Raw genomic sequence first — 15,331 nt, 5'->3', positions numbered from 1 at the left:
GGTGAAAGCGGTCACCCGGTCTGCTCGGTACAACTGTGTACCGCGTTCCCTGCCGCCCCGTCTTCTTCCTGTCGCACACCCTGCGGCAAGCGCCCCGGAGGCCCACCCATGCAATCGATTTCACAGCGGTACTCATTCAAGCGTTCTCTGACCCTGGCCCTTTCTCTGGGCACTGCCGCCCTGCTCTCGGCGGCGTCGGCAGCCAGCACCATTACCATCGCTACCGTCAACAACCCCGACATGGTCACCATGCAGGGCCTGACCGGAGAATTCAACAAAAAGTACCCCGACATCACCGTGAAGTGGGTCGTGCTGCCTGAAAACGAACTGCGCCAGAAGATCACGCTGGACGTGGCGAGCGGTGCAGGCAGCTTCGACGTTGCCACGGTCGGCGCATACGAAGTGCCGATCTGGGCCAAGAACGGCTGGCTCGATCCCCTGACGCCTCTGTTCGCCAAGAATGCTGCGCTTGCCAAGAGCTACAACCTCAGCGACTTGCTGCCCAGCGTACGGACGGCCCTCACGCTCAAAGGGAATCTCTACGCTGTTCCCTTCTACGCCGAAAGCTCCATGACGTTCTACAACAAGGCGCTGTTTCAGAAAGCCGGTGTCACCATGCCCGCACAGCCCACTTGGCAACAGATTCAGGGCTTTGCCGCCAAGATCCATAACCCCAGCGCAGGCGTCTACGGAATCTGCATGCGCGGTCTGCCCGGTTGGGGCGAAAACATGGCCGTGTTCACCACGATGGTCAACACTTTCGGTGGGCGCTGGTTCGATAACGACTGGAAGGCCCAGTTGAACAGCCCTGCCTGGAAGACTGCCCTGAACTTCTATGTCGATACCCTGACCAAGTACGGCCCTCCCGGAGCTACCTCCAACGGCTTTACTGAAAACCTGACCCTGATGAGCCAGGGCAAGTGCGGAATGTGGATCGATGCCACCGTCGCCGCCGGATTCCTGAGCGACCCCGGCAGCAGCAAGATTGTGAATACCGTGGGCTTTGCCAACGCCCCCGTCGGCCCCGGCACGCCCCGCGGCAACAACTGGTTCTGGAGCTGGAACCTCGCCATTCCCAAGAGCAGCAAGCAGGAAGACGCCGCCTTCAAGTTCATCACCTGGGCGACGAGCAAGGAGTACATCGCCTTGGTCGCCAAGGCCAAGGGCACGTGGGCCAGCGTTCCTCCCGGCACCCGCACCAGCACCTACTCCAACGCCAACTACAAGAAGGCCGCCGGAGCATTCAGCAGCCTCGTCCTCAAGAGCATCAACGAGGCCGACGTGACCAAGGCCACCAAAGACCCCGTGCCCTACACCGGCATTCAGTTCGTGGCTATTCCTGAATTCCAGGCCCTCGGCACGCAGGTCGGCCAGTACATCGCGGGCGCACTCAGCGGCCAGAGCACGGTGGATCAGGCGCTCAAGCAGGCTCAGGATGCTGCCAACAAGGTCGCCAAAGACGGCGGCTACCAGAAGTAAGCAGTAACCCCTGCTGTTGGCGGGCCTGCGCCAGCAACTGAAATCTGAAGGCCTGCATGGGGCGGAACACTGTCGCCCCATGCAGTCATTTTCCGGGAGTTGCGCCTCACCGGACAAGCATTCGACTCCCCACCCCTCCACTGGCAGTTTTTGCCTAGCAGGTGACCCTCATGACTGTTGCTCAAAACCTGACCGCCACCAGCCCACCAGCCCCGCGCCAACGCTTCCGCTTTACGCCTGCGGCCCTGATCTGGCCCGCCATGCTGTACCTGATTCTCACCACTCAGGTGCCGTTTTTCATGACGCTGTACTATTCGCTCTTCCGCTACAACCTCGTCGATCCGACCAACCGTCCGTTCGTGGGGCTGGGCAACTACATTTCACTGCTCACCGATCCTCAGAACCTGCGAATCGTTCTCAATACATTGGTTCTGGCAGGCGGCACATTGGCGGTTACGCTCATTCTGGGCGGCTCGCTCGCCATGCTGCTCAACCGCAATTTTCCGGGCCGCGCCCTGCTGCGTACCCTGATGATCAGTTCGTTCCTGGTCATGCCTATCGTGACCGCCGTGGTCTGGAAGAACATGCTGCTCAACCCGGTCTTCGGATTCTTTTCTTGGGTGGTCAGTTCGCTGGGCGGCGTGCCTGTCGATTGGCTGGCCCAGTATCCGATGGCGAGCGTGATTGCCATGATCGCGTGGGAATGGACACCGTTTGCCATGTTGATCTTGCTGACCGGCCTTCAGAGCCTGCCTGAAGACCAGCTGGAAGCCGTGCGCCTGGACGGTGCCAGCCCCTGGCAGGAGTTCCGTTACGTGGTGATGCCCCACTGGACTCAGGCCATTCAGGTCGTCGTGCTGATGGAAACGATTGCGCTGCTTCAGGTGTACGGCGAAATCTACGGCAGTACGTCGGGTGGGCCGGGCGTGGCGACCACCAACCTGCCCTACTTCATCTACCAGAAAGCCTTTGCCGAGTACAACATTGGCCTGGCAAGTGCCGCAGGCGTACTGACCGTGATCCTGACCAACGTTTTGGCCGTGTACCTGCTGCGCATGATCAACCGCACGCTGGCCCACAACAAGGGGGACTGAAGATGACTGCCGCACCCACGACCAATGTTCCGCCCAACCGGGGTTCCGCCGCTGCCCGCACGCGCATTCAGAACATCGTGCTGACCACCGTGACTTACCTGATTGCCATCGCCTTCCTGTTTCCGCTGGTCTGGATGATGATGGCGGCCTTCAAAACAGAGGCTCAGGCCTTTGCTGCGCCGCCCGTCTTCGCCTTTACCCCTATTCTGGACAACTTCCAGCGTGCCCTTCCCAGCTATTTCCCGGCCCTGCTCAACAGCCTGACAGCGGCGGTAGGCAGCACGATTCTGGCTTTCCTGTTGGGTCTGCCCGCTGCTTTTGCGTTGGCGGTTTACCCCACCAAACGCGCCCAGAACACCCTCACCTGGATGCTCTCAACCAAGATGATGCCTGCTGTGGGCGTGATCGTGCCGCTGTTCTTGTTGTACAAAAATCTCGGTCTGCTGGATACCCGCACTGGCCTGATTTTGATGTACACCACCATGAATCTTCCGCTGGTGGTCTGGATGATGCACTCCTACATGACCGAGATTCCTTACGCCATCTATGAGGCGGCCAAGATTGACGGCGCAACAGTGAGCCAGGAGTTCTTCAGGATCGCTCTGCCCCTGAGTATGCCGGGCGTGTCGGCCACCGCGCTGCTGTGCCTGATCTTTGCCTGGAACGAGGTTTTCTTTGCGCTGAACCTGACGACCTCGGACGCTGCGCCTCTCAGCGTGTATATCGGTTCGTTTAAGACCAGCATGGGTCTGTTCTGGGCACAGCTGAGCGCGGCTGCCACCCTGACCGTGTTGCCCGTTCTGATTTTCGGCTGGGTCGCCCAGCGTCAACTGGTGCGCGGCCTGAGCCTCGGAGCCGTGAAGTAAAGCCTTTCGGCAGCGGACTGGCAGCTGGACTTGCTCCAGTCCGTACCGGAGCTAAATCCCAGGGAATCACCTGGAGAAAGTAAGCGCAACGCAGGCTCTGAACCGCCCTCAAGCGCTTCAGAGCCGCGCTGTTTGAGGCGCACCCGCTCCAAGAACACCTTCAGCATTTTGGGAGTCCTCATATGGTCAAACTCAACAGGTCAGCTCTGGACACACTGAGTTCCAACGTTCTGGTTCCGAGCTACGATCCTTCCACCCTTCATTCCAGCATCGTTCACTTTGGCGTGGGCGGATTTCACCGCTCACACGAGGCGATGTACCTGGACCGCCTTCTGAATGCCGGGGGCAATACCGAATGGGCCATCTGTGGCGTGGGCGTGCTGCCCCAGGATGCCCGGATGCAGGCCGTTTTTGCCGCCCAGGACAACCTCTACACCCTGATTACGGTGTCGCCGGAGGGTCAGTCTGAGGCCCGCGTGATCGGGGCGATCAACAGCTTTTTATTTGCGCCTGAGAACCCCGAAGCAGTGCTGGAAAAGCTGTCTGATCCGGCCACCAAAATTGTCTCGCTGACCGTGACCGAAGGCGGCTACAGCGTCAACAACGTCACGGGCAAATTTGAAGCGTCCAGCCCAGCCATTCAGCACGATCTGGGCGCGGGCGCAACGCCCATAACAGTGTTTGGGTTTGTCACTGAGGGGCTGCGCCGTCGCCGTGAACGCGGAATCGCTCCGTTTACCGTGATGTCCTGTGACAACATGCAGGGCAACGGGGATGTCGCCCAGCACGCCTTTACCGCCTTTGCCCGTCTCAAGGACGCTGAACTGGGCGAGTGGGTGGCGCAACATGTCGCCTTTCCCAACTCGATGGTAGACCGCATTACGCCCATGACCAGCGAGCAGACCAGGCAGGAACTGGCCGCCGACTACGGCGTAGAAGACGAATGGCCCGTGCTGGCCGAAACCTTTGCCCAGTGGGTGCTGGAAGATAAATTCACCCTGGGGCGGCCTCCGCTGGAAAGCGTGGGAGTGCATCTGGTCAGTGATGTGGAGCCCTACGAACTGATGAAATTGCGGCTGCTGAACGCCTCGCATCAGGCCATGAGCCACCTTGGATTGCTTGCGGGCTACACCTATGCCCACGAAGTCCTTCAGCATCCGCTGTTCGTGGACTTTTTGCTGGGCTATATGGCCGATGAAGCTACGCCCACCCTGCATGACGTGCCGGGAATCGACCTCGCCGCCTACCGCCAACAACTGATTGACCGTTTTGCCAGCCCCGCCATTCAGGACACTCTGGCCCGTCTGGTGGCCGAAGGGTCAGAGCGCATTCCCAAGTTCCTGCTGCCGGTCATTCGCGAACAACTGAACACGGGCGGCCAGATAGAACGCTCGGCCCTGGTGGTGGCGGCCTGGAGCCTGTACATAGAAGCGGCCCACTCCGGGCGTTTTCCCCTTCTCGACCCCCGCGCCGAGCGACTGACGGCAGCGGCCCTGTGCGAAAGCCAGCAGCCAGGAGCTTTCCTGGAACTCGAAGACATCTTTGGCGAGTTGGCCCGCAACGAGCGCTTCCGGGCGGCGTATCTGGCAGGCCGCGAGAGTGTGCAGCGTCTGGGCGCACTCGGCGCACTGCAAGAGCTGGCCGACAAGACCCAAAGCAAAACTGGTGTGGGGGCGGGGCCAGCCTGAAGCCAGATGCCCCTGTATTCGTATCGCCGTTATCCGTGAGGGTCTGGAAAGCACTTTTCAAACCCTCAATCTGTCTCCTCCCCTTCTGCATTTTTCCATGAGGACAACCCATGACCAAAGTTCCTTCTTCTTCCAATATCCTCGACCTTTTCAAACTGGACGGCAAAACGGCGCTGGTCACGGGCGCGGCGCAGGGCATCGGCTTTGAAATTGCCAGAGCGCTGACCGAGGCAGGTGCAAAGGTCATCCTTGCCGACATGAATCCGGCGGTGGGCGAGGAGGCTGCGTCCAGCATCGGCGGCACTTTTGAAGTGCTGAATGTCACCGATTCGGCGGCAGTCAGAACACTGGCCGAGCGATTGAGCCGAGTAGACGTACTGGTCAACAACGCCGGAATTGTTCGCAATGGCCCCGCCGAAGAGAGCACCGACGATGACTGGAACGCAGTGATGCGCGTCAATCTGGACGGCGTGTTCTGGTGCTGCCGCGAGTTCGGCAAAAAGATGCTGGATGCCGGATCAGGCAGCATCGTCAGCACCGCCAGCATGTCGGGCATGATTTCCAACCATCCGCAGGCACAGGCCTCCTACAACGCCAGCAAAGCAGCGGTCATTCACCTGACCCGCAGTCTGGCGGGAGAGTGGGGGGGGCGCGGCGTACGGGTCAATGCGGTGGCTCCCGGCTACACGGCCACCCCGCTGACCAAAAAAGGGCTGTCTATTACCGAATGGAGCGACGTGTGGCTGCGCGAAACCCCGATGGGCCGCGTGGCCGAGCCGCGTGAAATTGCGCCCGCCGTGGTGTATCTGGCCTCCGACGCCTCCAGTTTTGTCACCGGACATACGCTGGTCGTAGACGGCGGCTACACGGTCTGGTAAGAGCCTGATTCTCAACCGTGGTGTGATGGAAGTGCACTATAAGCATTTCCTAGGGAAGTGATCCCTGAAAAACCGGCATCAAGCATAACAAGGTGGCCGATCAAGTGATCTGGACATCGTGGGAACTTCTGCACCTGCCACAGAGAGAAACGTTCCCCCAATGCTTTAATTCCCATATGTTCAGTTGAATTCTAGCATAGGAAAAGTCAGGATTTGATCTTGCCGAAGGAGTGCCAATCATGACCGTACTCGATTCTCAAACCTCAGTTCTGACCGGGCACCGTGCGCTGGGCTGGGAAACCCGCCCGGTGGCCGCGCCGGGGCCGCATGAAGTGCGCGTGCAGGTGCGGCGCATCGGCGTTTGCGGCAGCGACGTGCATTACTACACGCACGGGCGAATCGGAAAATTTGTCGTCGAAGGCCCAATAGTCCTGGGTCACGAAGTCAGCGGCGTGGTCGAAGCCGTGGGCGAGGGCGTGAGCCGCGTGAAGGTTGGAGACCGCGTGGCGCTGGAACCGGGCATACCGTGCCGCCGCTGCGCCTACTGCAAATCTGGCGCGTACAACCTCTGCCCCGACATGCATTTTATGGCGACGCCACCGGTAGACGGCGCATTATCACAATATGTCCTGTGGCCCGACGATTTTGTCTTTCCTGTGCCAGACAGCGTGTCTGACGATGCAGCTGCCTTGCTGGAACCGCTGGCGGTGGGGGTCTGGGCCGCCCGCAAAGGCAATGTCAAACCCGGAGACAGCGTGGCGGTATTCGGCGCGGGGCCGATAGGCTGCACCACCATTCAGGCGGCCAAGGCAGCGGGCGCGACCATGCTGATCGCCGTGGACCTCGAAGACTTCCGGCTGGATCTGGCGCGGCAGGTGGGGGCCACCCATACCTTCAATGCCCGCACGGGCGACCCACTGGAATTTATTCGCAGCGTCACGGCGGCGCGGGACGGCCTGCCCCTGTCTCATGCGGGCGTGGATGTCAGTTTTGAAACGGCGGGCAGCCTGCCGACCACGCGCCTGAGCCTGGCGGCTCCCAAACCCGGCGGCGTCACCGTGCTGGTGGGCCTGCCGCCCGATCCAGAAGTCAGCCTGGACATCGTGAGCGCGGCCAGCCGTGAGGTCAGTATTCGGGGCGTGTTCCGCTATGCCAACTGCTACCCCACGGCCATCGAACTGGTCGCCAGCGGCGCGGTGAATCTGGATACCCTCGTCACGCACCGCTACGACTTTGCCCAGACCCCCGAGGCTTTCGCTTTTGCCGACTTCGAGAAAAAAACCAGCATGAAGGTCATGATCGATGTCTCCTGAGCTTCTGCTGGGTATAGATGTCGGCACCTATTCCAGCAAGGGCGTGTTGGTTACCTCTGCCGGAAAAATTCTGCGCCAGCACGTCATTCCGCACGGTGTCTCGTTTCCTGCGCCCGGATATGCCGAGCAGGACGCCGACGCGGTGTGGTGGTCGGATGTGCAGGCGATCATAGCCGCGCTGCTGTCGGGCGAATATTCGGGTGCGGATGTGGCGGGCGTGGCCCTCAGCGCCATTGGCCCCACGCTGCTGCCGCTGGATTCGGCGGGCCGTCCGTTGCGTCCCGGCATCCTTTACGGCGTGGATTCCCGCGCTCAGGCACAGATAGAGGCGCTGGAAGCCGAAATTGGCGCAGAGACGATCTTTGCCCACAGCGGCATGAGTCTGACCAGTCAGGCCATCGGCCCCAAAATTCGCTGGCTGCGCGAGCAGGAACCTGAACTGTGGAACCAGACCGCTACCCTGACCACGGCCAGTGCCTACCTCACCTACCGCCTCACCGGGCGGCACATCATGGATCACCACACGGCCAGCCACTCCATGCCGCTTTATGACCCGGCCCTGCGCCAGTGGACACCACAATTTGCCGTGCCCGTGCTGGGCGATTCCGATCTGTCTCGCCTGCCCGAACTCGGCTGGAGCGACGAATTGGCCGGAACCGTCAGCGCCGAAGCCGCCCGCCTGACCGGACTGCGTGAGGGCACACCCGTGGCGGTGGGCGCAGTGGACGCTCTCAGCGAGGCCCTCAGCGTGGGCGTGGTCAACCCCGGCGACCTGATGATCATGTACGGTTCCACCACCTTCTTCATTCTGGTTCAGGATGTGCCGACGCCTGATCCAAGAGTCTGGACGGTGGGCGGAGCATTCGCAGGCCAGCACAATCTGGCCGCCGGAATGGGCACGAGCGGCAGCCTGACCCGCTGGTTTGCCGATGAGTTTGCCCGTGATCAGCCCACCGGGGAGGCCTATGACACGTTGTTTGCGGGTGCAGAAGCCATTGCGCCGGGATCGGATGGCCTGTTGGTGCTCCCCTATTTCAGCGGCGAGCGCACGCCAATCAACGATCCCCATGCACGCGGCGTTTTTGCCGGAATGAGCCTGACCCATACCCGTGACCATCTCTTCCGTGCCGTGCTGGAAGGCGTGGGCTACGGCATTCGCCACAACATAGAAGCCTTCCGTGATCTGGGGGCCGACGTGCGGCGCGTGGTGGCGGTGGGCGGCGGCGCAAAAACTCGTACCTGGCTGCAAATCGTCTCTGACATCAGCGGGGAGGCCCAGCACTTGCCCGCAACAACCGTGGGAGCCAGCTACGGCGACGCTTTTCTGGCTGGCCTGGCCGCCGGAGTGCTGACGCGGGCCGATCTGGAACTGTGGGTTCGTCCCGCCGAGATGATCCAGCCCAACGCTGCCCTGAAGCCTGAATATGACCGCCTGTACGGGCTGTACCGCGACCTGTACACAGGCACCAGAGATGTGGTTCACGCCCTCAGAGGCCAGAGCTAGAGGCCGGAGCTGAGGGCTATTCCTCTGACGTAGGAGGCAGCGTTGCAGTCACAGCCGCCGGATGTTTGCCCGTTTTGTCGGCGTACATCCGGCGGTCACTGTGATGCAGCAGCCCCAGACTGTCTGCGGCATCGGTGGGGTAAGAGGCGATTCCGGCGCTGGCGTCCGCTCCGGCAAATCCTGCGGCGCGGCTCATCATCACGGCGGCCCGCACCCGGTCTAGCATTCCCTGTGCCTCGTTGCCGCCCACGCCCGGCAAAATGACCACGTACTCGTCTCCGCCCAGACGGTGAATGCGGTCTTCTTGCCGGAAACATAGACGCAGCGACTTTGCAAACTCCTGAAGAAGTGCGTCGCCGCGTGCATGGCCTTTGGCGTCGTTCAGCACTTTCAGGCCGTCCAGATCAATGGACAACACCCCCACCTGCTCGCCGGTGCGGTCGGCCCGCCGCAGGGCCTCCTCCAGATCGGCTTCCAGCGCACGCCGGTTGCCCAGTCCAGTCAGGGTATCCACGCTGGCGGCAGCTTCCAGCGCCTGCAAATGCCGCTTGCGCTCGATACCCGCCGCCAGAGTTCGGGCAGCCACAGTCAACACATCCCGCTCAAAGGACGACCATTCGAAGGGTGGGCCTTCGGCGGGCTGATGCGGCGCATGTTGGTAGGCCGCCAGCACCATTGCCCGTTCCGGCACATCCAGCGCCACAGGCAGGAGCGCGATCCCCTGAATGTCGGACGATTTCAGGCTGTCGGGGAGGCAGGCCTGATCCAGAAAGCGGCTCTCACCTTCCAGTACGCCACCTTCAAAGGCGTCCACAGGGAGGCCCGCATCCCGCTGCTGCCGCACGCTGACCGGCAATTCTCCCTGCCACGCCAGCGCCCGGAACACGCCGTCCTCACGCCGCCACAGCACCAGCCCGCCGCTGCCCAGTGCCCGGCTGACGGCCAGCAGTGCCGACTGCGCCACGAGTTCCACCGCCTCCTGTGCGTCCAGGAGATGCGAAAGCTCCAGAAGCGCCTCGGCTTGCTGCCGTGCCCGGACAGCCTCCTGCCGCACCTGCATCAGGTCGGTCACGTCATAGGCCACACCCAGGCTGCCGGTCAGTGTTCCGTCGGTGTCTCTGAGCGGACCATAACGCGCGTCGAAAATTCGTGTTCCGATGCTCACGCTGGACGCGAAGGCTTCACCGCCAAGTGCGCGGCGCACGTTCTGGATCACGTCGGGTGCCCGCACAAATACATCTTCTACTCGCTGGCCTACCACTGCGCCGGGCGTGGTGCCGATAGCCCGCAGCCCCCGACCTTCCGATAGGGTCACGACGCCACGTGCGTCGGTTGTCCACAGGACCAACGGTGCGGCGTCCAGTGCCAGATGAAGTTGCGCCTGGCTCTCGCGCAGGGCCGCGCGGCGGGCAGTCTGCTCTGTGGCCTGCCGCACGGCACGGGTCACGGCCTCGACCAGCTGACGGTCACGCGCACTCCACGACTGGCCCTGCTCCAGCCTCAGCATGATCAGGATAGACGTGGAGCTTCCGTGTCTGCCCAGGACGGTGGTCATCACCGCTCTGATTTTTGCCGCAGCCGGATCAGACGTGGACCTGGGCCGGGATGAGGTCTGGAATGCAGACGGGCCGACCGACACGTCATTGCTGAAAAGCGGCGCCGCTCTGGTCTCCGCTCCGACCTGAGCGACCAACGCCGCTACACCGGGCGGCAACACCTGTCGCTGTGCTATGTCCAGGGCCAGATCTTCTGCAAAAGGGCTGTGCCACACAGTATGAATCTTGGTCTGCCCATCCTCCACCGTCATCAGCCCACCCCAGTCGATATCCAGATTTGCGCTGGCAAGCTCGGCGGCGTGGAGCAGCAGTTCGTTGGGTGCAAGGTCGAGGTCGGTCAGGCCGCCTATGCCCAGCAGCAACTGCGACAACAGGTGCGCGTCTTTCAGTTCGCGCATCACCCGCGCCCGTGCGTCGCCTTCCCGCCCTGCCTCCGCCGTTTTCAGCCGCAATTCCAGTTCGTCCATGACCAGCGCGGCCAGATCGGTCAGGGTGGCGCACTCACGCTGGGTCAGGGGTGGGCGCGGGCGGTCATCGATGATGCAGAGTGTCCCCAGTGCCACTCCACCGGGCGCGATCAACGGTGCCCCCGCATAGAACCGGATGTGGGGCGACCCAGTGACCAGCGGATTGTTGCAAAAGCGGGGGTCTTGGGTGGCGTCGGGAATGACCATCACTTCCGGCGAATGCAGCGCGTGGGCGCAGAAACTCAATGAACGTGGTGTTTCCCGCAGATTCAGTCCAAAGCAGGCCTTAAAGAACTGGCGTTCCGAATCAATCAGCGAAATCAGGGCGATAGGTGCGTCGAACAGGCGGGCCGCGAGGGTTGTTATGCGGTCGAAGGCCTTTTCTGGCAGCGTGTCCATGACCGCGTACCGCGACAATGCGGCGCTGCGCTGCTGTTCGGGTTCATGCGCTGACGTCGTCACTTGGCAATACGCTATCAGGCTCAAGCTGATCGGGCGCAGAAGTCTATCACATAGTGCACAACTGACCAGATGGAAATGGGGTGTCAAAGCGAGCAGGCAGGGCTGGCGTGCGATTGGAGTCTTTTCTGACCGGGTAGATGGCCCAGCGCAGAACGACTCCTTGCTCTGGATGGCAGGGACGAGCACGCTTTCTGGTCGCGCTGTGGACTCGCAGAGCAGGAAATCGCAAACCCGACAGCTACGTCCTTCCTCTTATGCCGTGTGGGTATGAGCTGGTTTGCGCCGTTCTACCTGGGTGCCTTGACCTGGCCGCCAGAGCGCAGGCTGAGCACCTGATACGGCGTGTAGGTCAGCAGTTCTCCGGGGCGTTCTGCCGTTTCCTGTGGTTCTTCCAGCAGATTTACCTCCTGCCAGCCGTCTTCCAGGCCCCAGCCTACAAGGGTCGCCTGACCGCGTGTGCCGTGTGTCTCATAGAGCCGTACGATCAGCGCGTCATGATCTTCGGCCAGTTTCAGGGCACTCAGGCGCAGGCCGGGGCCGCCCTGAAGGTGCAGCAGGCGGGCCGATTCTGGCAGCGTGGTGCCCCGAGCGGTACTGCGGTAGGCCAGCAGCGGCGCATTCAGGTCATGGGCTTCGGCCACTGTGCCGTTTCGCCAGTCGCCCGCGTGCGGATAAAGGCTGTAGGTGAAGTCGTGCTGCCCCTCATCGGCGGTGGGATCAGGGGCAATGGGCGAGCGCAGCAGGCTCAGGCCCAGTACATTGCCCTGTGCGCTGTAGCCGTATTTGCTGTCGGTCAGCAGGCTCAGGCCGCTGCCTGATTCGCTGCTGCCGCCTTCGCTGAGGTCGGCCCAGCGGTGGCCGGGTTTTTCAAACTGGGCGGCGTCTCCCGGCATGTTGGCGTGCGTAGGCCGGGTCACTGCGCCGAACGCGGTTTCAAAGGTGGCGGCGCTTGCCTGCACCTGCAGCGGCACCAGCGCCCGCAAAAACTGGCGGCGGCCCTGCCAGTCGGCGTGCGTCTGGATGTCCAGCCGTCTGCTGCCGGGGCTGAGCCTGTAGGTCTGCGTAATTACGCTACGGTTGCCCCGTTCTGCATGGCTGCCGCGCCGAACCTGCACCTCCGTTCCACTGATCCGCCGGGGAGATTCCAACGCCGTCCATTCCTCGCCCTCCTGCGCGTAGGTGGCGTCCATGTCCCACGCTTCCCACTGACGCGGAATATCCACGTAGGCCCACAGCTGATTGCCGCGCCCGTCCAGCATTTCACGGTTCTGCTGCTTGTCGTAGAGGCTCCCCAGCGTGCCGTCGGCGTTGATCTGCACGCGCAAACAGTCATTCTCCAGGGTCAGGTCGTCGGGTAAGAAAGCAGGCAGAGCAGGTTCGGCGGCAACGACCGGGAGGCTCAGATAGCCCAGCCCCGGCACGCTCAGCCCTGGCGGAATGCTCAGGTCTTTCAGTCCGCTCAACTCGGCTCCCAGCGGGCGGTCTTGCAGCGTCAGATTCCAGATCACCACGCGCTCAATTGGGTCAGAAGGGCCGCCCACCGCGTCACTCAGGGCTTGCAGAGCCGCGTCCCGCAGTTGCCCCGCCTCGGCCAGGGCTTCCCCCATCTCGGCGCAGGCCACCGTATTTACCGCCTGCACGCTACTTCCGGGCAAAATATCGTGGAACTGATTCCGTAGCAATACCTTCCACAGAGCGTGCAATTCGGCGCGTGGGTAGGGGCGGCCCAGAAGTCGGGCGGCCAGCGCACACGCGGCCTCGGCTTCGGGCAGGGTGTGTTCCAGGCGGCGGTTCAGGCGCTTGATTTCGGCCTGCGTGGTATAGGTTCCCCGGTGCAGTTCAAAATACTGCTCGCCCACCCACACGGGCAAACTGGCCCGCGTCTCCTCCGAAATCCGGTCATAGAAATCGGCCACCCGCGTCATGTGCAGCCTGGGCAGACCGGGAAAATCTTGCTGGCGGGCGTAGCGTTCCAGCATGCCAGAGGTGGGGCCGCCGCCGCCATCGCCGTAGCCAAAGCTCAGCAGGCTTTCGGTGTGCCGCCGCTTGCCCCGGAACGCCTTCCACGTTTCAAAGGTGTCCAGCGCCCGGATGTCGCCGTTATAGCCCTCGGCAGGATTCAGAAAACTGTGCGCCAGCACGCGGCTGCCGTCCAGTCCTTCCCAGTGATACAGGTCGAAGGGAAACGTGGTGGTCTCGTTCCAGTTCAGCTTGGTCGTAAAAAAAGCGGGAATGTCGGCCAGCCTCAGCAGTTGGGGAAGGTTGGCCGCGTAACCGAAGGTGTCGGGCAGCCAGCAGACTCGCGCCTGCACGCCAAACTGCTCCTGAAAGTAGCGCTGGCCGTGCAGCAGTTGCCGCGCCCACGCCTCGCCGCTGGGCAGGTTGCCGTCGGGTTCGACCCACATGCCGCCCACCACGTCCCAGCGCCCCTCTTTGACCCGTGCCCGGATCTGCTCGAACAGCGCGGGGTCGTCTTCCTGCACAAATTCGTAGAGCTGGCCCATGCTCTGGTTGAACACGAAATCCGGGTACTGTTCCATCAGGTTCAGCACGGTGGCAAAGGTGCGCCGGGCCTTGCGCCGCGTCTCGTGCAGGGGCCACAGCCATGCCAGATCGATGTGCGCGTGTCCGGTCAGTGCCAGCCTACCTTCTGCCGGATACTCGGCCCGGAGCGCTTCCAGTTGTGTGCTCAGCCACTGCCGCGCCGCTGCCAGCCGGGGTTGCCACTCCTGCGGGTAAGGCGGCGGACTGGCCGTTTCAAAGTCATATTCGTCCCAGAGGCCGTCTATGGTGGCCTTCAGCGCCGGGTTTTCTACCGCCCGCGCCAGATAGGACGCGCTGCGACCCCGTTCCAGCGGAATCTGCCGGAAGGCCGCGTCCAGCAGATCGGTCAGGCGTTCGGCAATGGCGGGGCGGCCTGCCTTCAGCAGATGCTGGGCGGCGTCATACACGGCCAGCAGGTCTTCGTGCAGTGCCCGCACCCCGGCATCAGGGACCACCAACCGGGCGCGGTGCAGGGCGTTGCGGCGTTCCGGCGACCCGAACAGACCCTTGGGGCTGGCTTCTAGTTCCAGGCTCAGGGTTTCGCCGCCAACCGCCGCCGCCAGTATCCGGTGTTCGGTATGAAAAGGATTCAGGCCGCCCACGCTGGCCCCGTTGACGCGTAGCAGTCCCTCGCCGCCGGGCAACACTTGCGCGGTCACGGCCCGTCCGGCCCATTCCTGCGGCACCGTTACCTCAAAGCGCATGGATACCGGAAAAGCCCGCGACGGCCACGCCAGACCTTCGCTGATGGGCCATTCTTGCCCTGCCGCATCCCTAAAAATGCCCACAGGCAGCCGCAATGTAGAGGCGTCAGCCCAGGCATGCAGCTCGTTCAGGCGTTGCAATAGGCGCTGGAGATGCTGCGCGGTGGTCAGGGCATCGGGCATGGCGCTTATGGTGGCACGTGAGGAATGCCGGGAACAGGCTTGGGCCTTATCTATTTGCTTGCCTGCTGGGTCTGCCTGTGGGTGCAACCTCGACAAGAGCCACCAAGGAAAATAGGTTCCTTGATGGCTCTTATTAAAGTATTTTTTTAGGTCGGACCTGTTGGGAAGGGATTCGTTTATAGCATTTGTCATAAAGAGACCGAAGGATAGGCATGTCGGAACCAGGCGGCGCTGTCCTGAGGGGTGAGTGTTTGCAACGCCGCCCAGATCGCGGCGAGGAGTTGATCTAAAGTGCGCCACGAGCCAGCCCGTACGGCCGCTTTGATTTTGGAAAACATCAATTCAATGGGATTGAAGTCCGGACTGTAGGGCGGGAGAAACAAGAGGTGACAGCTCTGTGCTTCGATGAGCGTCCGAACGGACGCTCGGTGATGTGACGAGAGGTTGTCCATCAAAACGACTTGTCCTGGCTGCAAGGTGGGGCACAGGACGTGTCGGACGTACCACTCAAAGGACACCCCATTGACCGCACCAGTGAGGATGAACGGGGCCAGTGGCCCCGCGTTGTGCAAGGCACAGATGAGGGTCTGATT

At 62.2% G+C, this 15,331-nt stretch carries 10 protein-coding genes; 7 read left to right on the top strand and 3 right to left on the bottom strand.

Annotation, left to right across the window (positions count from 1 at the left end; translation table 11 throughout):
- Nucleotides 1-108 precede the first annotated feature (108 nt).
- From F561_RS0115600 to F561_RS0115570, 7 genes are all read left to right on the top strand, one after another.
- Nucleotides 109-1,479, top strand: coding sequence for an ABC transporter substrate-binding protein (locus F561_RS0115600; RefSeq protein WP_019010897.1), 1,371 nt, complete (start codon nucleotides 109-111; stop codon nucleotides 1,477-1,479).
- A 170-nt stretch (nucleotides 1,480-1,649) separates the two neighbouring features.
- Nucleotides 1,650-2,573: a carbohydrate ABC transporter permease gene (locus tag F561_RS0115595; protein WP_019010896.1), complete on the top strand. Its 924-nt coding sequence runs from the start codon at nucleotides 1,650-1,652 to the stop codon at nucleotides 2,571-2,573.
- Between the two features lie 2 nt (nucleotides 2,574-2,575).
- A complete protein-coding gene (locus tag F561_RS0115590) occupies nucleotides 2,576-3,439 on the top strand; it encodes a carbohydrate ABC transporter permease (protein WP_019010895.1) in 864 nt (287 codons plus the stop codon).
- A 182-nt stretch (nucleotides 3,440-3,621) separates the two neighbouring features.
- Entirely contained in the window at nucleotides 3,622-5,127 is a 1,506-nt protein-coding gene (locus F561_RS0115585) for a mannitol dehydrogenase family protein (RefSeq protein WP_019010894.1), read from the top strand.
- Between the two features lie 110 nt (nucleotides 5,128-5,237).
- Nucleotides 5,238-6,005, top strand: a complete 768-nt coding sequence (locus F561_RS0115580; RefSeq protein ID WP_019010893.1) for an SDR family NAD(P)-dependent oxidoreductase — start codon at nucleotides 5,238-5,240, stop codon at nucleotides 6,003-6,005.
- A 239-nt stretch (nucleotides 6,006-6,244) separates the two neighbouring features.
- A complete protein-coding gene (locus tag F561_RS0115575) occupies nucleotides 6,245-7,318 on the top strand; it encodes an NAD(P)-dependent alcohol dehydrogenase (protein ID WP_019010892.1) in 1,074 nt (357 codons plus the stop codon).
- Nucleotides 7,308-8,822, top strand: coding sequence for an FGGY-family carbohydrate kinase (locus F561_RS0115570; protein ID WP_019010891.1), 1,515 nt, complete (start codon nucleotides 7,308-7,310; stop codon nucleotides 8,820-8,822). Before F561_RS0115575 ends, F561_RS0115570 begins: the two co-directional genes overlap by 11 nt.
- A 16-nt stretch (nucleotides 8,823-8,838) precedes the next feature.
- On the opposite strand, the gene F561_RS30350 is transcribed toward F561_RS0115570, so the two are convergent.
- From F561_RS30350 to F561_RS0115555, 3 genes are all read right to left on the bottom strand, one after another.
- Entirely contained in the window at nucleotides 8,839-11,307 is a 2,469-nt protein-coding gene (locus F561_RS30350) for a diguanylate cyclase domain-containing protein (RefSeq protein ID WP_051096955.1), read from the bottom strand.
- Between the two features lie 287 nt (nucleotides 11,308-11,594).
- Nucleotides 11,595-14,738 (bottom strand): alpha-mannosidase, encoded by a 3,144-nt coding sequence (locus tag F561_RS0115560; RefSeq protein WP_019010889.1) that lies wholly within the window; start codon nucleotides 14,736-14,738, stop codon nucleotides 11,595-11,597.
- 188 nt (nucleotides 14,739-14,926) lie between these two features.
- A partial coding sequence (locus F561_RS0115555) for a transposase (RefSeq protein ID WP_019010888.1) occupies nucleotides 14,927-15,331 on the bottom strand: 405 nt, incomplete at its 5' end.

The sequence above is a fragment of the Deinococcus aquatilis DSM 23025 genome (assembly GCF_000378445.1).
In the GTDB taxonomy this organism is placed as follows: Bacteria; Deinococcota; Deinococci; order Deinococcales; family Deinococcaceae; genus Deinococcus; species Deinococcus aquatilis.
The sequence above is the reverse complement of the archived record's forward strand: the minus strand, read 5'-3'. Positions and strand labels throughout refer to the sequence as shown.